The organism is Kitasatospora sp. NPDC001159 (assembly GCF_053598235.1).
In genome coordinates, this window is the sequence record NZ_JBSFJV010000031.1 from 65,342 (window position 1) to 84,588 (window position 19,247).

The following is a 19,247-nucleotide window of genomic DNA, read 5'->3' on the forward strand; positions in this document are numbered from 1 at the left end:
GCGCAGTGGGTGGACGAGCGCGGCGGTCAGCGGCGGATGCCGGTGGCGAACGGCAGGGTGTTGACGAAGGCCCGGTGGTGCTCGCGGTCGCACCACTCCAGCTTGAGGTAGCTCTTGCCGGCCGAGGCCCGGATGGTCCGCTTGTCGCGGGCCAGCGCGTCCGGGTTGCGCGAGGAGACCGTGATGTAGCCGACCAGGTTCACCCCGGCCGCGCCGGAGGCCAGGTCGTCACCGCGCTGGTCCACCCGGCCGGTGTGGGCCAGGTCGCGCGGGTCGACCGTGCGGTTCATCTTGGCCGCGCGGCTGGCCTCCGCCTCGTCGTTGGTCTTCTCGGTCAGCATCCGCTCGATCGCGACGTCGGTGGGCTCCAGGTCCATCGTCACCGCGACCGTGCGGATCACGTCCGGGGTGTGCACCAGCAGCGGCGCCAGGAAGTTGACGCCCACCGGGGTGAGCGGCCACTCCTTGATCCACGCGGTGGCGTGGCACCACGGCTCCCGGGTCGCCGACTCGCGGGTCTTCGCGCTCAGGTACTGCGGGTGGGTCGCGTCCAGCTCGGCCGGCCAGGCGTTGCGCCGGGACATCGCCTGGATGTGGTCGATTGGGTGGTCCGGGTCGTACATCGAGTGCAGCAGCGAGGAGAGCCGGGCCTGGCCCAGCGGCTGGCGCACCCGGATGTCCGCCTCGGCCAGTCGGGCGCAGATGTCGGTCAGCTCGCGGGCCATCACCGCCGCCAGCCCGTCGTCGTCCCGGGCCCGACCGCCGGTGGCGGTGCGTCCCATCGCGTGCGCCTCGGCGGCCAGGTCACGGGTGTAGTGCATGCAGGCCACCAGGTACGCCCGGTGCTGCTCCGAGGAGGTCGACACCATCGACTGCAGCTGGTCGTACGACTCCTTCAGCCAGCGCGGGGCGTCGTGGTCGCCGCGCCGCTCGACGTCCTTCGCGTGCGCGTCCGGGTCGGCCGGCAGGGTACGGGCCAGGATCTGCAGCCGGGTCACGAAGCCGTCGCCGTTGGCGACGTGCTTCAGCAGCGTGCCGAAGCGGTCGACCAGCGCCTCCTGGTCCTCAGAGTCGCGCAGGCCCACACCCGGGCCCTCGATTTCGATCGCGGCCGTCACCGTCCGCCGCTCCAGGTGCATCAGCACCCCGACCTCGTCCGGCCCGAACGGCGCGGTCAGCCAGCGCAGCCGCCCCACCCCGGGCGGCGGGCCGATCTCCACCTCACGGCCGTCCATCCGGGTGCCCGCGTCCATGGCGTCCGACCGCCACACCGCGCGCCCGCTGCGGACCGTCCGGCGGTAGGTGCGGTTGATCTCCACCCACCTGTAGAACGTCCGCTTGCGGTACGGCACGTAGACCGCCGCGATGGCCAGCATGGGCAGGCCGATCAGACCGGCGATCCGCAGCCCCAGGATCGGCATCAGCAGACCCCAGAGCATGCCGAGGAACGCCCCGAAGATGATCAGCAGGATCTCGCCGGACTCCCTATTCCGGCCGATCGGCGCGTTCGGGCGGGCCTTGCCGATCAGGTAGGTGCGGCGCTGGTGCACGTACGGCTGGGCGTACTGGGCACCGTACTGGCCGAGCTGTTCGCTGCTCACTTACCCGTCACCCTCCCTTCGCTGGATTGCTGTCGCGGATCGGGACCGGGGCCTGCGGGGGCCCGGCCTGCGGCGGTGGCGCCGGCGTCCGGCCGGCGTGCGCGGCGATGCCCGGCGCGACCGAACCACCGCCCGCACCTCCACCGCCCGCGCCGGCCGCCTGCGGACCGCGGTCGCCGTGGGTGGTGATGCCCTGCTTCATCAGGTTCGCGGTGCCGTTGATCATCGCCGAGCCGGCCTGCACGGCACTGGCCCGGGCCCGACGCATGTTCAGCATCTCGTCGCCGAAGGTCGGGACGAAGCGGTACACCGCGGCGCTCGCGAAGATCGACAGGAACAGGATCGCCAGCCCGGACAGCACCCGGGAGAAGTCGTCGTTGGCCCCGGCGCCGGTCGCCACCGCGCCTGCCAGACCCAGGATGATCACGATGATCGGCTTCGCCAGATCCACCGCCAGCATCATCCCCGCCCACCGGCGCACGTGCTTCCACAGCTGCCGGTCCACCAGCCCCGCGTACACCGCCGTCCCCAGCAGCGCACCCACGTACAGCATCGCCGCCCGGATCACCAGCTCGATCCAGAGCACCGCCGCCGCCAGCACCGCGACCAGCGACACGATCACCAGGATCAGCGGGCCGCCACCGACGTCCCCCTTCTCCAGGGTGTCGGCGAAGCCGCCCAGGTACGTCCCGGTGTCCGACTTCGTGCCGACCGCGATCGCCTTGGTCAGACCGTCCGTCACGCTCACCACGGTGTACAGGATCAGCGGCGTGAACGCGGAGGCCACCACGGTCAGCCACAGGAAGCCGATCGCCTCCGAGATCGCCGTCGTCAACGGCGCCCCGCGCACCGCCCGCTTGGTCACCGCCAGCAGCCACAGCACCAGTGTGATCACCGTCGACACCGCGAACACGACGGCGTACTGCTGCAGGAACGACGCATTGGTGAAGTCCACCTGCGTCGTCCCGTCGATCGCCCCCGACAGCTTCCGCACCACCCACGCCGCCGCCTGGGCACAACCCTTGGCGAGCGAGCCGAGCGGATCGGTCACGTTGTTGACGGTTCCGCCGCCGGGCAGCGAGCCGCCGCCGGGCTTGTCGACGCAGAGGATGCCGTTCCCCGAGATCGGCAGGTCGGGGCAGTTGGGGTTCGCCGTAGCGGTGGGTGTCGGCGCCGGCGACGGCTCGGCGAACACCCGCTGAGCCGCCAGCATCGCCGCCACCTGAAGCGTGGCCAACGCACCGGCCACAGTGCCGGTGCGGCGTGCGGTGGACCGACGTGAGGTCTGGTCAACGGGCATAGCGGAACCCCCCGAACTGCTGGACGGCGCCGGTGATCTCCTCGGCGGTGGCGGCCTGCTGGTCTCCGGGCATCGGCGCGGGGCCCTGCCTGCTGGTGAAGTCGGTGAGCTTCCAGTCGCTGCCCGTCCAGTGGAGCGAGAGCGTGAGGGTAAACCAGTTCGCGGTAACCGGCTGGACGGAGAGCTGGCCGGCGAGTCCGGTGAGACCGGTGCACCACAGCTCGACCTTGGCCTCCCCGTCGCTGTAGCCGGTCGACTTGGTGCCGACCGGGACGGTCCGGCTGACGAAGGTGAGGTTCTTGGGGGCGCGACCCTGGGCATCGAGGCCGTAGCGGGCCGCCGTCTCCGGCGAGAAGCCCTGGTCCAGCCGCCCCTGCAGCGCGCCCACCGCGCCCGGGTCGGCGATGGTGGCGACGATGGTGTGGCGGCTGTCGGTGCGGAACATGTCCGCGGAACCGATCGCCACCGCGTAGTTGGTGGCGGCGGACTGAGCGCCCTGCTCGGTGTGCGGGAAGCCGGACGCGATGCCGTTGGCGGTGGTGCCGACGGGCTGGTCGCCGCTGGGGGCCGGGCCGGCGCCCGAGGAGGCGCTGGGGGCGGCGCGGTCAGCGGAGCTGCCGCCGCGGCCGGGGTCGGGTCTGCCGCGGTTGGCGATGGAGATGGCGACCACGAGCAGGGTGACGACCACGAGGACGGTCAGCAGGGTGCGCAGCGGGCGTGACTGACCGAGGGTCGGCGGTGAGGAGGGCTGTTCGCCGACCGGCAGCCGCGTACGGGTGTGCGGCTGGTCGTCGGACAACGGCACGGCGGCCCTCCTGGTGCGGGGAGCCGCGGGCGGCTCCGGGGGCCTCCGCCCGGGGGCGGGCGCGGACGGAGGGTGGGAACGGGGGTGGACTCCTGGGCGGGTCGACCACTGGGGAGGTACGGGCGGGGACCTGTCCTCAGTCAGGCCGGGTCACTGCTGTCCGATCGTCAGATCGCCATGCCGTAGACAATGGTGAACAGAGTGCCGAGTGATCCAATGATGAACACGCCGGTCAGCCCGGCAATGATCAGCCCCTTGCCCTGTTCGGCGCCGAAGCTGTCGCGCATCGCGGTCGCACCGATCCGCTGTTTGGCGGCGCCCCAGACCGCGAGACCGAGGCAGACGAGGATGGCGACGGCCATGATGACCTCGACCATCACCCGGGCCTCCGAGCCGAGGCTCGCGAACGGCCCCCAGTCCGGGGCGATTCCGCCGATGATGGTGTCGATGTTCGGCTTCTTGGGTGGGTCATCGGCCAGGTGGCCGACCGCATAGGTGTGCACGCTGCTCAGGTTCATTTCCATCTCACCGCCCGATCAGGCAAATTCAAGGGCCCGGACCCCGCCCGCGCGAAGGGTCGGAACCTATTCTTGGCCAGATCTGATGTCGACTTGGCTACTTCTCGCGGATTGGTGGTGAGGCATCGGACACGTACGCGAGGATGTCCACCGTACGAAGGATAGCGCTCACTCCTTGTATCTCTGATGATTGCGGTGAGCAACGCCTTCCGGAACACTTCGACTGACGATTCGTCGGGATGGTGCTGATGGTACTCCGGAAGGCCGGTACGGCCGCCGCCGCTGCGGGAGTTGTCGCCTTCGGGTTCATCGGCCTGGTGACGATGGGGACGTATGCGGCAAGTGGGACGCCGCAGCAGTCGGCGAATCGTTCCGCCCTCTCTCCGGGAACCGTTCCGGCCGCTTACCAGGACGCGGTCCAGAAGTGGGGATCGTTCTGCCCGGAGATCTCCCCGCCGATGCTCGCGGCGCAGCTGTACCAGGAAAGCGGTTTCGACCCGAAGGCCCAATCCGGCGTCGGGGCCCAGGGAATGGCGCAGTTCATGCCGGACACCTGGCCGATGTACGCCACGGACGGTGACGGCGACGGCAAGAAGGACGTCTGGAACCCGTACGACGCGATCGCCTCGGCGGCGGTCTACGACTGCGCGCTCGCCAAGGACGTCGCCGGCGTACCGGGCGACCCGCAGGCCAACATGCTGGCCGCCTACAACGCCGGCCCGTACGCGGTGACGAAGAACAAGGGCATCCCGCCGTACAAGGAGACCCAGGGCTACGTGCGGAACATCCAGGCGATGGCGCGCAGCTTCACCGCGTCGACCGCGCCGGTGGAGGTGTCCGCGCAGTCGGCTGCCGCGATCTACTTCGCGCAGACCAAGCTCGGCACGCCGTACCTGTGGGGCGGCGAGGGACTGCCCTCGCAGAACGGGCAGTTCGACTGCTCCGGGCTCACCCATGCCGCGTACGAGACCGTGGGCATCGACCTGCCCCGGGTGGCCAACGACCAGTGGTACGCCGGCCAGCACCCGTCGCGCGATCAGCTGCGCCCGGGGGACCTGGTGTTCTTCGCGACGGACCTGAGCGATCCGCGCAGCATCCACCACGTCGGGATCTACGTGGGCGGCGGCTACATGATCAACGCGCCGCACACCGGGGCGGTGATCCGCTACGACAAGATCGACACCCGGGAGTACATCGGCGCGACCCGGGTCACCTCGGACGGCGCCCAGGCGCTGCCGACCCGCAACGGCAACGGCGCGGTCAACGCCCCGAGCCGCCCGGGCAGCACGGCCCCCGTCCCGCCCACGGCCGGGCCCACGGCCGCCACGAGCCAGCCCTCCCCCGCCCGTCCCGCGGTGGCCGCCCCGCCCGCTCCGGCCGGGCCCGGCCTCCCGACCGGGGGCGGCTGAGCCGGCCGTCGACCTGTGTGCGCCCTGTGGACGCTGAGTCAAGTTTCCATAACCGCGCGTTTCCGTGGAACGCTGTGCCCCGGCGATGACGTTGGGTCCGGTGGCCCCTCGTCAGCTTTCCGCGCCGGGCGGGCCCCGGCCGGAACGAACAGGTGCTGCGGACCAGAAGGAGGTGCGGCGTGTCGACGCCGCTTGCCGACACGACCAACCCCGACCTCGGCCTGCTGTACGCCGTCAACGGCCTGGCCAAGAGCTCCCCGCGTTGGCTCGACCACCTGGTCTCCTGGGTGGGCGAGTACGGCATCCTGATCGGCCTCGCCATGCTCGGGCTGGTGGCCTGGCTGCAGGCGAGACGCCGGCCGGACGCGCCGGTGGCGATCGCCGGGCTGCTCTGGGTGCCGCTCTCGACGGCCGTCGCCGAGCTGGCCAACCTGCCGATCGCCGCGATCGTGGACCGGCCGCGGCCCTTCGTCGACCACCCCGGGCTGCTGGTGCTGGTGGACGGCAAGGCCGGCACCCACTCCTTCGTCAGCGACCACTCGACCATGACGATGGCCGTCGCGGTGGCGCTGTTCCTGGTGAACCGGAAGCTGGGCTGGATCGCCGGTGGGCTGGCCCTGCTGCAGGGCTTCTGCCGGATGTTCATGGGCGTCCACTACCCGACCGACGTGATCGGCGGCTTCGCGCTGGCCGTCGCCGTGGTGCTGCTGCTGGCGCCGATCGCGATGGCGGTGCTGGTCCCGTTCTGCCACGCGCTGAGCCGGACGGCCGTCGCCCCGCTGATCCGGGCGCCGGAGCGCGGCGGCGCGACCCGCGGCGCGGCCCCGCGCGGCCGTCGGCGCGGGCGTGGGGCGGTGCGCTCCGAGGAGCAGCCGCCGGAGTCCGACCTGGCGGCCTGAGGGCCGCTGGAGCGCGGTCCGGGGAGAGGTCTAGTCCGGCTCGCCGGCGCCGCACTCAGCGAGGTGTCCGGCACCCTCACGGCGGGCCAGGTCGCGCGAGCGGCGGGCCGCGGAGTACCAGCCGCAGGTGCAGGTCGCGAAGGCGAAGGAACCGCGTTCGCTGACCGCGACACGATGCTCGGGCATCCGGGTGGTGCCGGGGACCGCCGGCAGCTCACTGCGCACGGCGTTCACCGTAACGCGCCGGACGCCCCTCGCGCGACGCCCCCGGTTTCCCGGACCCCGTAACCCTTCACCGCTCAACTCGTTTGCCCGGAAAGAGCTCTGCCCACCCGGTGGTGTCCCGGCAGGGCAGTCGGGCCCGAGGGGGTTGTCGCGAGGATGAAGATGACCGACCAGCAGCGAACCGGGCGGCCAGCGCGCCGTCCGGGGCCGCACCTGCGCTCGGCGGCCGGGGCCGCCCTGCTCGCCGCCGTCCTGACCGTGGGGGCCGCCGGGTGTTCGGGCCACTCCGGCGGCGGCTCCTCCGACCAGGGGGCGAGCGTCCCGGACCAGCTGGCCGGCGACCCGCTGACGGCGGTGCGCAACGCCGCCGACATCACCGGCCGCACCGGCTCCGCGCACACCGCCACCGAGCTGGTCACCGAGTCCGCGGAGAAGAAGGCGTCCTTCACCGGGACCGGCGGCTACGACTACGTGAAACGGATCGGCCGGCTGGAGGTCCAGGTGCCACCGGGGGCGGCGACCACCGGGAAGATCGTCGAGGTGGTCCTGCCGGGCACCGTCTACCTGCAGAACAGCGGCGCGAAGGTGCCCGAGGGCAAGTGGGTCAAGCTGGACGTGCGCCAGCTGCCGGACGGCAACCTGGTCAGCAGCGGCGCCACCGACCCGGCCTCGGCGGCGGGTGCGCTGCGCGGGGTGCAGAAGGCCGACCTGGTCGGCACCGAGACCGTCGGCGGCGCCTCGCTGCACCACTACCGCGGCACCCTGGACCTGGCCAAGGCGGCAGACGCGACCGGCGGTCGGGGCGGGGACGGCCTGCGGACGGGTGGTCAGACCTTCACCGTGAAGGAGGTCCCGTACGACGCCTGGCTGGACGACCAGGGCCGGCTGCACAAGGTGGTCGAGGTGTTCACCTTCGCCGGGGTCGCCGGGTCGAAGGAGGCCAAGGACCAGGTGAAGGTGACCTCGACGACCTCGCTGTCGGACTTCGGCAAGCCGGTCGAGGCGGCCGAGCCGTCGGCCTCGGACATCTACCAGATGAAGCCCTCGGAGAGCCCGAAGTAAGTGCTCCGGCACCGGGGCGAGACGGGGCGCCGCCGGAGCGGGTGACCGTCCGGGGAGTGACGGCCACCCGTTTCGGCGGCGCCGAGATGGCCCGTCCGTGCCATGTGGACGGGCCCCGGAGTGCCTAGGCTGGAGGTCGGGTGGCTGCCGCCCGGGCTGGCGAGGCACTGAAGGGGTGGTGCAGGTGGTGTCGTCCACGGGCGGCCGCAGCGGCGGCCACGACGACGCGGCCCTCGACGAGATCGAGCTGGCCGGCGAGCTGATGATCGCCGCGACGGCCAGCAGCGGTGACCGGCTGCCGACCGAGCGGATCGACGAGGTGCTGCTGGACCGGGTGGACCCGGGCCAGCGGGAGGGCGACTAGCGGACGGCCCGGGGGCTCAGCTGCGCAGCAGTCGGCCGATCGCGGCCGAGGCCTCGGCGACCTTGGCGTCCAGCTCGATGCCGCCCTGCTCGGCGGCCGCGGCGACGCAGTGCCGCAGGTGCTCCTCCAGCAGCGAGAGCGCGAAGGACTGCAGGGCCTTGGTGCTGGCGGAGACCTGGGTGAGCACGTCGATGCAGTAGACGTCCTCGTCGACCATGCGCTGGAGGCCGCGGATCTGGCCCTCGATCCGGCGCAGTCGCTTCAGGTGGGCGTCCTTCTGGGCGCTGTACCCGTGCGGGCCGTGCCCGCCCTGATGTCCTGCGGCGGCCGCGGGTACGGCGGGGGTGCCGGCCTGCGGGTCGATCCCGTGCGCGTGGTCCGGCTCGGTGCGCGCTTGCGTCGTGGTCATCGGCCCGCCTTCGTCTGAGTGCCTGGTGGCTGCGTCGGCCTCCAGTGTCCAACACCGGGGCCTTCCGTGGTGTTCCGACGGCCCACCCGGCATGTGCCGAAGGGCCTGGTAGGGGCCCCGCGCGGTTCACCCGTCTGAGCGGCGCCCGGACCCGCGCGCGCACGACCGGGACAATCCGGTCGAGGTTCCGTCAGACTGTGGCTGATGTCCCCACGCGGCTGTGCGGTCCGGGTCGGCCGGTGCGGCAGCCGAACGGAAGGGGAGGATCCGCCTCCCTCCTTGCCACCCCGTTTGCGCGATTGCGCTTGGTTGCACCTAGCATCGTTCAGTCCCTACCCCGCACATCGGAGATTTCCGTGCGTTTTAGCCTGACCCCGAAGGAGACGAGCTTCTACGACATGTTCGCCGCCGCCGCGGAGAACCTCGTCGTCGGATCGAAGCTCCTGCTGGAACTGCTGGGATCAGACGTGTCGGCCCGCGCGGAGATCGTCGAGCGCATGCGCGCCGCCGAGCACGCCGGGGACGACACCACCCACGCCGTCTTCCACCAGCTGAACTCCTCCTTCATCACGCCCTTCGACCGCGAGGACATCTACAGCCTCGCCTCGTCGCTGGACGACATCATGGACTTCATGGAGGAGGCCGTCGACCTGGTCGTCCTCTATGACATCCAGACGCTGCCGAAGGGGATCGAGCAGCAGATCGAGGTGCTGGCCCGAGCCGCCGAGCTGACCGCCGCGGCGATGCCGAACCTGCGCAGCATGTCGAACCTCACCGAGTACTGGATCGAGGTCAACCGGCTGGAGAACCAGGCCGACCAGATCCACCGCAAGCTGCTCGCCCACCTGTTCTCCGGCCAGTACGACGCCATCGAGGTGCTGAAGCTCAAGCAGATCGTGGACGTCCTTGAGGAGGCGGCGGACGCGTTCGAGCACGTCGCCAACACGGTGGAGACCATCGCGGTCAAGGAGTCCTGACCCTCGTGGACATGGCAGCACTCATCGCCGTCATCGGCGTTGCGTTCTTCTTCACCTACACCAACGGCTTCCACGACTCGGCCAACGCGATCGCCACGTCGGTCTCCACCCGGGCGCTCACCCCTAGGGCCGCGCTCGCGATGGCCGCGGTGATGAACCTGGCCGGTGCCTTCCTGGGCAGTGGGGTGGCGCACACCGTCTCGAAGGGGATCATCGAGACGCCCTCCGGCAACCAGGGGATGGCGATCCTATTCGCCGCCCTGGTCGGCGCGATCGCCTGGAACCTGATCACCTGGTACTTCGGCCTGCCGTCCTCCTCCTCGCACGCGCTGTTCGGCGGCATGGTGGGCGCGGCACTGGCCGGCGGCGTCGAGGTGATCTGGAGCGGAGTCCTCGACAAGATCGTCATTCCGATGATCGTCTCGCCGGTAGTCGGCCTGATCGGCGGCTTCCTGGTGATGCTGGCGATCCTGTGGATCTTCCGCCGGGCCAACCCGCACCGCGCCAAGCGCAGCTTCCGGGTCGCCCAGACCGCCTCGGCCGCCGCGATGGCGCTGGCGCACGGTCTGCAGGACGCGCAGAAGACCATGGGCATCGTGGTGATGGCGCTCACCATCTCCGGCCACCAGACCACCAGCGACATCCCGGTCTGGGTGAAGATCTCCTGCGCGACCATGCTCTCGCTGGGCACCTACGCGGGCGGCTGGCGGATCATGCGGACGCTCGGCCGCAAGATCATCGAGCTGGACCCGCCACAGGGCTTCGCGGCCGAGGCCACCTCCTCGGCGATCATGTACATCACGTCGTTCGTCTTCAAGGCGCCGATCTCCACCACCCACGTCATCACCGCGGCGATCATGGGCGTGGGGGCCACCAAGCGGATCCGCGCGGTGCGCTGGGGCGTCGCGAAGAACATCGTGCTCGGCTGGTTCATCACGATGCCGGCGGCCGCCATCGTCGCAGCGCTGATGTACTGGTTCGTCCACCTGTTCTGGGGCTGAGGCCCGGACGGCCCGTTCGCCGCCGCGGGCCGGCGGCGAACGGACGGACAACGGAGCAGGGCCCGCCCCCACATCTCGGGGGCGGGCCCTTCTTCATGTCCCGCGGCGGCACCGCCATGCAGCACCGCGGGACAGCTGGGGTCCGGCTCAGCCGAAGCGGCCGGAGATGTAGTCCTCGGTCGCCTGGACCGACGGGTTGGAGAAGATCCGCTGGGTGTCGTCCAGCTCGATCAGCCTGCCCGGCTGGCCCACGCCGGCCAGGTTGAAGAAGGCGGTGCGGTCGCTGACGCGGGCCGCCTGCTGCATGTTGTGGGTCACGATGACGATGGTGAACTGCGACTTCAGCTCGCCGATCAGGTCCTCGATGGCGAGGGTGGAGATCGGGTCGAGCGCGGAGCAGGGCTCGTCCATCAGCAGGACCTGCGGCTCGACCGCGATGGCGCGGGCGATGCACAGACGCTGCTGCTGACCGCCGGAGAGGCCTGCGCCCGGCTTGTTCAGCCGGGTGTGGACCTCCTTCCAGAGGTTGGCGCCCTTCAGCGAGCGCTCCACCACCTCGTCCAGGACGGCCTTCTTCTTCACACCCGCGAGCTTGAGCCCGGCGACCACGTTGTCGTAGATCGACATGGTCGGGAACGGGTTCGGGCGCTGGAACACCATGCCGACCGAGCGGCGCACGGCGACCGGGTCGACGTTGGCGCCGTAGAGGTTCTCGTCGTCCAGGAGGACCTTGCCCTCGACCCGGGCGCCGGGGATCACCTCGTGCATCCGGTTGAGGGTGCGCAGGAAGGTGGACTTGCCGCAGCCGGAGGGGCCGATGAAGGCGGTCGCCGAGCGGGGTTCGATGCTCATCGAGATGTCCTCGATGGCCTTGGTGGTGCCGTAGTAGGCCGACAGTCCGCTGACGTCGATGCGCTTGGCCATGATCGTTGCTTCTCTCGTCTGTCTTCGTACGTCAGTGGGTCGCTCAGTGTCCGCCCTTGGGCGAGCGCCAACGTGCGATGCCCCGGGCGATGAGGTTGAGCCCCATCACGAAGGCGATCAGCACCAGCGCGGCACCCCAGGCACGGGCGTAGCCGTTGTCGTTGTTGACCACCGAGTACTGCTGCCAGATGTACATCGGCAGGGACTGCTGCGGTCCGTCGAACGGGTTGGTGTTGATGGCGTCGGCGCCGAACACCAGCATCATCACCGGGGCGGTCTCGCCCGTGATGCGGGCGACCGCGAGCATCACACCGGTGGTGATGCCGCCGATCGCGGTGGGGAGGACGATCCGCAGGATGGTCTTCCACTTCGGCACGCCGAGTGCGTACGAGGCCTCGCGAAGCTCGTTCGGGACGAGCTTGAGCATCTCCTCGGTGGACCGCACCACGACCGGGATCATCAGGATCGCCAGCGCGAGGCTGCCCGAGAAGCCGGAGTAGTTGAAGCCCAGGGCCAGGTTCCAGAGCGAGAGGATGAACAGACCGGCGACGATCGACGGGATGCCCGTCATGACGTCGACGAAGAAGGTGACGGCCTTGGCAAGCCGGCCACGGCCGTACTCCACCAGGTAGACGGCGGTCAGCAGACCCAGCGGAGCGGCCATCAGGGTGGCCAGGGCGACCTGCTGCAGGGTGCCGATCAGCGCGTGGTAGATGCCGCCACCCGGGCCGGACTGGATCACGCCCTTCATCGAGTGGCTCAGGAAGTTCCCGTTGACCGCGCCGATGCCCTGCTGGACCGTGTAGACCGTCAGCGAGATCAGCGGGACGACGGCCAGGATGAAGGCGACCCAGACCACCGAGGTGGCGAGCCGGTCCTTGGCCTGGCGGCGGCCCTCGACCTGGGCCGAGACCAGGTAGCTGGCCACGACGAACAGCAGGGCCGAGATCAGCCCCCACTGCAGGTGGCTCTTCAGCCCGCCGACGGCGCCGATTCCGCAGCCGACCGCGATCGAGCCGACGGCGACGACGGGCGGCGTCCACTTGGGCAGCCGGTTGGCGGTCAGCGTCCGGCCGATCGGCCGGGTGTCCGACGGGACGGTCGTGGCGGCGGTCATGCGTTGGCCCCCGAGTACTCCTTGCGGCGGGCGATGATCAGTCGCGCGGCACCGTTCACCAACAGGGTGATCACGAACAGGACGAGGCCGGAGGCCATCAGCGCGTTGCGGCCGTTGTCGCCGGCCTCCGCGAACTTCAGCGCGATGTTCTGCGCGAAGGTGCCGCCGCCCGCGTCCAGGATGTGCAACGACAGGACGCTGTTGGCGGAGAGCACCACCGCGACCGCGATGGTCTCGCCGAGCGCGCGGCCGAGGCCGAGCATCGAGGCCGAGATGATGCCGGGGCGGCCGAACGGTAGCACCGCGGTGCGGATCATCTCCCAGCGGGTCGCGCCGAGCGCGAGCGCCGCCTCCTCGTGCATCCGCGGCACCTGGCGGAACACCTCGCGGGAGACCGCGGTGATGATCGGCAGGATCATGATCGCCAGCAGGATGCCGACGGTGAACAGGTTTCGCGGGGTGCCGGTCTTGGTCTGGTCGAAGATGTACGTCCAGCCCAGGTACTGGTTCAGCCAGCTGGTCAGGCCGTCCAGGTGCGGGACCAGGAACAGCGCGCCCCAGAGGCCGTAGACGATGCTGGGGACGGCGGCGAGCAGGTCGACCAGGTAGGCGAACGGCTGGGCGATCCGCCGCGGCGCGTAGTGCGAGATGAACAGCGCGATCCCGATGGCCACCGGGACGGCGATCGCCATCGCGATGACGGCGCTGACGATGGTGCCGAAGGCCAGGACGGCGATGCCGAAGACCGGCTTCGGGGCGTCCGGCGTCCACTCGAAGGTGGTGAAGAAGTTTCCGTCGTTCTTGCTGAGGGCCAGGCCCGAGCGCCAGGCCAGGAAGCCGGCGATCGCGGCCATGATGACCAGCAGCAGGATGCCCGCACCGCGGGCGAGGTTCATGAAGATCTTGTCGCCGACGCGGCTGTCGCGCTGTCGGCGTTCCCTGCCTCGCGGGGCGGCAGGGGAGGATGAAGTCATTGGTTACTCCGGTCTGGTGGCGCCGCCCCGGAAGGGGGACGGCACCATGGCGGCGGTGCCCCGGACGGTGGTGCTGAGTCGTTGGTGCGTTCCGGTGGGACGGCCCCGGCCGCCCCCTCGCTCACGGGGCCGTCCCACCGGTGGTCCTGTCAGGTCAGGCGAGGGCGGCGACGGCGCTCTTGACCTTGTCGCCGATGGCGGCCGGCATCGGGACGTAGCCCTTGTCGCCGATGGCCTTCTGGGCGCCGTCGCTGATGGTGTAGGTCAGGAAGGACTTCAGGGTGTCGAGGGTCTCGGCCTTGTTGCCCTTGTCGCAGGCTATCTCGTAGGTCACCAGGACGATCGGGTACGCGTTGTCGGCCTTGGTGCCGTAGTCCAGAGCGAGGGCGAGGTCGCCGTCGGTGCCCGAGACGGTGGAGGAGGCCAGGGTGAGCGCCGCGTTGGCGGCGGTCGCCTCGACCGGCTGGGCGGCACCGGTGGAGATCTTGGCGCTCTTCAGGTTGTTGATCTGGGCGAAGGACAGCTCGGCGTAGCCGATCGAGTTCTTGACCTGCTTGATCTGGGCGGAGACACCGGCGCTGCCGTTGGCGGACTGGCCGCCCTTGCCCTTCCACGCCTTGTTCGGCTCCGCGCTCCAGGCGCCGCCGGAGGTCTTGGCGAAGTAGGAGGTCAGGTTGAAGGTGGTGCCGGAGTCGTCCGAGCGGTGGAACGACTGGATCTCCGCGTCCGGCAGCTTGGCGCCCGGGTTCAGGGCGGCGATGGCCGGGTCGTTCCACTTGGTGATCTGCGAGTCGAAGATCTTGGCGGCGGTCGGGCCGTCCAGGACCAGGTTGTCGACGCCGTCGACGTTGTAGACCAGGGAGACCAGGCCGGCGACCATCGGCAGGTCCACGGCCTTGCCACCGGTGCAGAACGCCTTGGAGGCGTCGACGTCGGCGGGCTTCAGCGCGAAGTCGGAGCCGGCGAAGGCGACCTTGCCCTGGTTGAACTGCTGGACACCGGCGCCGGAACCGCCACCGCTGTAGTTGACGGTGCTGCCGGAGCAGGCGGCGCCGAAGTTGGCCTTCCACACGTCGATCGCGTTGGCCTGGGCGGTCGAACCGGCGCCCAGGAGCGTGCCGGCCTTGCCACAGTTGACCGCGGCGCTGGCCGCGGCGGAGCCGCTGGAGCTGCCGGACGCCGTGTTGGTGTTGTTGTCGTCCGAACCGCAGGCGGCGAGCGACAGCGAGCTGACGAGCGCCATGGCACCGATGGCGAGGGCCTTGGAGCGGCCGTTCCGCTGGAGCTTCACAGGGGTGTCCCTTTCTGTGGCATTGCCCGTCGCGCAGGCCCTACGGATACGGCCGAGCGCGGGTTTTGCTGTGGTCCGGGGCCCGTGCGGCCCTCCGGTAGTCCCGAAAGTAGGCCGGGTAGGTGACACGACAGAAGGTCGCAAGTGAACGGGGAGTGAACCTCGAACGGATGACAGGAAACTACGTCACGTAGTAACGGTTGCGTCACGGCAAGGGCGCGGGGAGATCACTTCCATCGTTCCTTCACCGGCGGCTCCCCGCTCGGACGCACCGGCCCAGGGCCTGTCCGGCACGGATCCGCCGGACAGGCCCTGACCCCCAGGATCACCAGCAGGGCGTCGATCAGCAACCGGTCGCGGTCGTGGGTCAGCCGGGCCCGGGCCTTCCCGGCCGGCAGCCACTCCAGCCGGTCCACCTCGCGGTTCGGACGGAAGGCACCGCTGGTCGGCACCGCCGCCCAGTACCGGACCTCCTTCGGACGGCCCTGCGCCAGGTAGTGCTGGGTGGGCAGCTCCGGACCGAGCAGGCAGTGGAAGCCGGTCTCCTCCCACACCTCGCGCAGCGCCGCCCCGACCACCCCCTCGCCCGGGTCGAGCTTGCCCTTCGGCAGGCTCCAGTCGTCGTACTTCGGACGGTGGATCACCGCGATCCGCGGCCGCCCCAGCTTGCCGCTCGGCTTCGGCTGGCCCGGCAGCCACAGCACCGCGCCCGCCGCCATGACCACCGGGGCGCGGCCCGCCACGGTGGTGGGGGCGTCCTCTGCCTGCCCGGTGCTCAGGCTCTGCCCGGTGCTCAGGCGGCTCTGCCCGGTGCTGAGGCGATCATGCAATTCAGGCCGTCCGTGGTGCGGGGGAATGCCCCCGGCCGTCGGCAGGGGGGATCTCCAGCCAGCCGTCCAGGCCGGGCGGGAGGTCGGGCCACCGGCGGCCGAAGGCGTACCGCGCTGCCTCCACCTCCAGTCGCTGATCAGCATGCACCACGCCCAGCACGTACGCGGTCGCGGGGGTGATGCGCGGGGTGCGCGCGGCGGTCGCGGCGGTCACCGCGGCGTCCGCCGCCTCCTGGTGCCGGCCCAGCACCGCGTCCAGCTCATCCAGTTCGGGGGACGGGCGGCCGCACACCTCCAGCGCGTACCGGGCCCGCTTCACCAGGATCCGCAGCCGGGACCAGGGCGCGTCGTCGGCCGCCAACGCCGTGTCCGCGTCCGCCGCGCCACGGGCCGTCGGCACCGCGCCCAGCCGGCGCAGCCCGTCCCCGCCGTACGGCGTCGCGGCCCGCTGCAGCGGCAGTTGCTGGGCACTCGCGGACATCGCGGTGAACGCGGCTGCCGCCTGCGGCAGCAGTACCGCCGAGGCCCGGCCGGCGGCCGCCTCCAGCAGCGGCGCCTCGCCGACCAACAGGGTCATCCGGTCCGCCAGAGCGTGCAGCCGGGCCGAGCGGAGCTCCTGGAGGACCGTGGAGTGCGCCCGGGTCCGGGCCAGGGTCAGCTGCCGGTCCAGCAGCGCCCGCGCCTTGGGCGCGCCCGCGTGCCCGGCCAGCATGCCCGTCCCCTCCAGGTCGCTGCCGCTCAGCGAGTCCAGCGCGCCCAGCAGCCGGGCCGAGCGGCGGACGTAACCGGGCTCCAGCGCCAACAGGTTGAGCAGCCAGCGCAGCTCGGTGCGCGACTCCTGCGCCCAGGTCTGCTCGAAGACGGCGCCGAAGGTGTGCAGCAACCCGCCTATCCGCCGGACGGCCCGCAGCAGGTCGGCGGTACCAGCCGCCGGGACGACCGCGGCCGAACCCGGTCTGGCGCCGACCTCGCCCACCGCGAGCGGCAGGGCGCGCAGGAACACGCCGGCCTGGGCGGTGAGCTGGCGGGAAAGGATGTCCCCGGCGGTCCCGGTGGAGGCCGCCTGGGCCGTCATCGGCGCATCGGTCATGGCGTGGTAGATCCCCGTTCCCCCGAGGCCGTCCCCGGGGCTGGTGGCCGACCGCCGGAGCAGGTTCCCCTCGGGGCCCGGAAGGCCCGGACTGCTCCGGCGGCTCGCATCAGTGGACACGTCAGCGCGAGGTGGCGGCCCGGCGGCGCTGGCGCGAATCGATGAGCAGGTCCTGGACGTGCCGCAGCGGCCGGCCCTCGGTGTCCTGCGAGCGGCGGGTCCACGCGCCGTCCGACCCCAGGTGCCAGGACTCGGTCTCGTCCGACACCCCGAGGTCGATCAGCCCGGACAGCTCGGCCCGGTGCGCCGGATCGGTGATCCGCAGCAGCGCCTCGATCCGGCGGTCCAGGTTGCGGTGCATCATGTCGGCGCTGCCGATCCAGACCTCGGGATCGCCGTTGTTGCCGAACACGAAGACCCGGGAGTGCTCCAGGAAGCGGCCCAGTATGCTGCGGACCCGGATGTTCTCGCTCAGCCCGGGCACGCCAGGCCGAATCGCGCAGATGCCGCGCACCCAGACGTCCACAGGCACCCCGGCCTGCGAGGCCCGGTACAGCGCGTCGATCACGGCCTCGTCGACGATCGAGTTGACCTTGATCTTCACGTACGCGGGCCGGCCCGCCCCGTGGTGGGCGATCTCGTTGTGGATCCGCGAGACCAGCCCGTCGCGCAGGCCGCGCGGGGCGGTCAGCAGGCGGCGGTAGGACTCGCGGCGCGAGTAGCCGGACAGCCGGTTGAACAGGTCCGAGAGGTCCGCACCGACCTGCGGGTCGGAGGTGAGCAGGCCGAGGTCCTCGTACAGCCGGGCCGTCTTCGGGTGGTAGTTGCCGGTGCCCACGTGCGAGTAGCGGCGCAGGGTGTCGCCCTCCTGCCGGACCACCAGCGACAGCTTGCAGTGGGTCTTCAGCCCGATCAGGCCGTAGACCACGTGGCAGCCGGCCTCCTCCAGCTTGCGGGCCCACTTGATGTTGGCCTGCTCGTCGAAGCGCGCCTTGATCTCGACCAGGACCAGCACCTGCTTGCCGGACTCGGCCGCGTCGATCAGCGCGTCCACGATCGGCGAGTCGCCCGAGGTGCGGTACAGGGTCTGCTTGATCGCCAGCACGTCCGGGTCGGCGGCGGCCTGCTCCAGGAAGGCCTGCACCGAGGTGGAGAAGCTGTCGTACGGGTGGTGCAGCAGGACGTCGCGCTCGCGCATCGCGGCGAAGATGTCCGGCTGGGAGGCCGACTCGACGTCGGTCAGCCCGCGGGCCGTACCGGCGACGAACTTCGGGTACTTCAGCTCCGGGCGGTCCAGGTCGGCGATCCCGAACAGGCCGGTCAGGTCCAGCGGCCCGGGCAGCGGGAAGACCTCCGCCTCGGTGATGTTCAGCTCCCGCACCAGCAGGTCCAGGATGTACGGGTCGATCGACTCCTCGACCTCCAACCGGACCGGCGGGCCGAAGCGCCGCCGCATCAGCTCCTTCTCCAGGGCCTTGAGGATGTTCTCGGTGTCGTCCTCCTCCACCTCCAGGTCCTCGTTGCGGGTGACGCGGAAGGCGTGGTGGGCCAGCACCTCCATCCCCGGGAAGAGCTCCTCCAGGTGCGCGCCCATGACGTCCTCCAGCGGGACGTACCGCTGGGGCGAGGCCTCCAGGAAGCGGGCCAGCGACTGGGGCACCTTGACGCGCGCGAAGTGCTTGTGCCCGGACACCGGGTTGCGGACGACCACGGCCAGGTTGAGCGAGAGCCCCGATATGTACGGGAAGGGGTGCGCCGGGTCGACGGCCAGCGGGGTCAGCACCGGGAAGATCTTCTGCCGGAACAGGGTGTGCAGCCGAGCCTGCTCCTTCTCCGCCAGCTCGGGCCAGCGGACCATCTCGATGCCCTCGTCGGCGAGGTCCGGCAGCACCTCCTGCTGGAAGGCGGCGGCGTGCCGGGCCATCAGCTCGCGCGAGCGGGTCCAGATCAGGTCCAGCACCTCACGCGGCTGGAGGCCGGACGCGCTGCGCTGGGCGACACCGGTGGCGATCCGGCGCTTCAGCCCGGCGACCCGGACCATGAAGAACTCGTCCAGGTTGCTCGCGAAGATCGCCAGGAACTTCGCCCGTTCGAGGAGCGGGATCCCCGAGTCCTCGGCGAGTTCCAGGACGCGCTCGTTGAACGCGAGCCAGCTCCGCTCGCGGTCCAGGAAGCGGCCCTGCGGCAGGGCTTCGAACTCCTGCTCGTCCGTGGCCGGCAACTCCGGCGGGATCCCCAGCGCACCGGACATCCGGGCCGTCGGCGACAGCGGGGCAGAGACAGGGCGGGGGATGCTCATGGGCTCCAGCTCCTCCAGCAGCAGGACGGCGTCCGGACGCGAGTGGCTCTGCGGGCCGTCGTCCTCGCCCCGGGTTGCCCCCGGAGACAGCGCCCACCCACCGGGCGCGGTCCGTACAGGACCGGCCGACGAATGGCGGTCGACTCTGCACG

The 19,247-nt window shown here is 71.0% G+C and carries 19 protein-coding genes; 6 read left to right on the forward strand and 13 right to left on the reverse strand.

What is annotated here, in order from left to right:
* Positions 1-26 precede the first annotated feature (26 nt).
* The 4 genes from ACWC9T_RS18280 to ACWC9T_RS18295 form a co-directional block, all read right to left on the reverse strand.
* Positions 27-1,601, reverse strand: a complete 1,575-nt coding sequence (locus tag ACWC9T_RS18280; protein ID WP_449822056.1) for an SCO6880 family protein — start codon at positions 1,599-1,601, stop codon at positions 27-29.
* Positions 1,602-1,608: 7 nt separating this feature from the next.
* Positions 1,609-2,814, reverse strand: a complete 1,206-nt coding sequence (locus tag ACWC9T_RS18285) for a hypothetical protein (RefSeq protein WP_449822057.1) — start codon at positions 2,812-2,814, stop codon at positions 1,609-1,611.
* 76 nt (positions 2,815-2,890) lie between these two features.
* Positions 2,891-3,706, reverse strand: a complete 816-nt coding sequence (locus ACWC9T_RS18290) for a hypothetical protein (RefSeq protein ID WP_449822058.1) — start codon at positions 3,704-3,706, stop codon at positions 2,891-2,893.
* Positions 3,707-3,873: 167 nt separating this feature from the next.
* A complete protein-coding gene (locus ACWC9T_RS18295) occupies positions 3,874-4,224 on the reverse strand; it encodes a hypothetical protein (RefSeq protein WP_355671383.1) in 351 nt (116 codons plus the stop codon).
* Between the two features lie 248 nt (positions 4,225-4,472).
* Between ACWC9T_RS18295 and ACWC9T_RS18300 the strand changes: the two genes are divergently transcribed.
* Positions 4,473-5,633, forward strand: a complete 1,161-nt coding sequence (locus ACWC9T_RS18300) for a C40 family peptidase (RefSeq protein ID WP_449822072.1) — start codon at positions 4,473-4,475, stop codon at positions 5,631-5,633.
* A gap of 179 nt (positions 5,634-5,812) precedes the next feature.
* Entirely contained in the window at positions 5,813-6,532 is a 720-nt protein-coding gene (locus ACWC9T_RS18305; RefSeq protein ID WP_449822059.1) for a phosphatase PAP2 family protein, read from the forward strand.
* 30 nt (positions 6,533-6,562) lie between these two features.
* Here the strand turns inward: ACWC9T_RS18305 and ACWC9T_RS18310 are convergent, their stop codons facing one another.
* Positions 6,563-6,757 carry a hypothetical protein gene (locus tag ACWC9T_RS18310; RefSeq protein WP_449822060.1) on the reverse strand — a complete coding sequence of 65 codons (195 nt, stop codon included), beginning with the start codon at positions 6,755-6,757 and terminating at the stop codon, positions 6,563-6,565.
* Positions 6,758-6,919: 162 nt separating this feature from the next.
* On the opposite strand from ACWC9T_RS18310, the gene ACWC9T_RS18315 reads away from it, so the two are divergent.
* Together ACWC9T_RS18315 and ACWC9T_RS18320 are read left to right on the forward strand one after the other, a co-directional pair.
* Positions 6,920-7,819, forward strand: coding sequence for a hypothetical protein (locus tag ACWC9T_RS18315; RefSeq protein WP_449822061.1), 900 nt, complete (start codon positions 6,920-6,922; stop codon positions 7,817-7,819).
* A 184-nt stretch (positions 7,820-8,003) separates the two neighbouring features.
* The gene (locus ACWC9T_RS18320) at positions 8,004-8,183 is read left to right on the forward strand and encodes a hypothetical protein (RefSeq protein ID WP_449822062.1); all 180 of its coding nucleotides are present in this window, start codon (positions 8,004-8,006) and stop codon (positions 8,181-8,183) included.
* Between the two features lie 16 nt (positions 8,184-8,199).
* Here ACWC9T_RS18320 and ACWC9T_RS18325 read toward each other — a convergent pair whose 3' ends face one another.
* Positions 8,200-8,592 carry a metal-sensitive transcriptional regulator gene (locus ACWC9T_RS18325; RefSeq protein WP_449822063.1) on the reverse strand — a complete coding sequence of 131 codons (393 nt, stop codon included), beginning with the start codon at positions 8,590-8,592 and terminating at the stop codon, positions 8,200-8,202.
* Between the two features lie 356 nt (positions 8,593-8,948).
* Here ACWC9T_RS18325 and ACWC9T_RS18330 point away from each other — a divergent pair, with 356 nt between their 5' ends.
* Together ACWC9T_RS18330 and ACWC9T_RS18335 are read left to right on the forward strand one after the other, a co-directional pair.
* Entirely contained in the window at positions 8,949-9,569 is a 621-nt protein-coding gene (locus tag ACWC9T_RS18330) for a DUF47 domain-containing protein (protein ID WP_218204541.1), read from the forward strand.
* 5 nt (positions 9,570-9,574) lie between these two features.
* The gene (locus ACWC9T_RS18335; RefSeq protein ID WP_449822064.1) at positions 9,575-10,570 is read left to right on the forward strand and encodes an anion permease; all 996 of its coding nucleotides are present in this window, start codon (positions 9,575-9,577) and stop codon (positions 10,568-10,570) included.
* Between the two features lie 147 nt (positions 10,571-10,717).
* Here ACWC9T_RS18335 and pstB read toward each other — a convergent pair whose 3' ends face one another.
* The 7 genes from pstB to ACWC9T_RS18370 form a co-directional block, all read right to left on the reverse strand.
* Positions 10,718-11,494 carry a phosphate ABC transporter ATP-binding protein PstB gene (gene pstB / locus ACWC9T_RS18340; protein WP_449822065.1) on the reverse strand — a complete coding sequence of 259 codons (777 nt, stop codon included), beginning with the start codon at positions 11,492-11,494 and terminating at the stop codon, positions 10,718-10,720.
* 43 nt (positions 11,495-11,537) lie between these two features.
* Entirely contained in the window at positions 11,538-12,611 is a 1,074-nt protein-coding gene (pstA, locus tag ACWC9T_RS18345; protein ID WP_449822066.1) for a phosphate ABC transporter permease PstA, read from the reverse strand.
* Positions 12,608-13,585: a phosphate ABC transporter permease subunit PstC gene (gene pstC, locus ACWC9T_RS18350; RefSeq protein WP_449822067.1), complete on the reverse strand. Its 978-nt coding sequence runs from the start codon at positions 13,583-13,585 to the stop codon at positions 12,608-12,610. Before pstC ends, pstA begins: the two co-directional genes overlap by 4 nt.
* Before the next feature lie 154 nt (positions 13,586-13,739).
* Positions 13,740-14,876, reverse strand: coding sequence for a phosphate ABC transporter substrate-binding protein PstS (pstS, locus tag ACWC9T_RS18355; RefSeq protein WP_449822068.1), 1,137 nt, complete (start codon positions 14,874-14,876; stop codon positions 13,740-13,742).
* A gap of 227 nt (positions 14,877-15,103) precedes the next feature.
* The gene (locus ACWC9T_RS18360) at positions 15,104-15,595 is read right to left on the reverse strand and encodes an NUDIX hydrolase (protein WP_449822073.1); all 492 of its coding nucleotides are present in this window, start codon (positions 15,593-15,595) and stop codon (positions 15,104-15,106) included.
* Positions 15,596-15,707: 112 nt separating this feature from the next.
* Positions 15,708-16,796: a CHAD domain-containing protein gene (locus tag ACWC9T_RS18365; protein WP_449822069.1), complete on the reverse strand. Its 1,089-nt coding sequence runs from the start codon at positions 16,794-16,796 to the stop codon at positions 15,708-15,710.
* A gap of 121 nt (positions 16,797-16,917) precedes the next feature.
* Positions 16,918-19,185 (reverse strand): RNA degradosome polyphosphate kinase, encoded by a 2,268-nt coding sequence (locus ACWC9T_RS18370; protein WP_449822074.1) that lies wholly within the window; start codon positions 19,183-19,185, stop codon positions 16,918-16,920.
* Between the last annotated feature and the right edge of the window lie 62 nt (positions 19,186-19,247).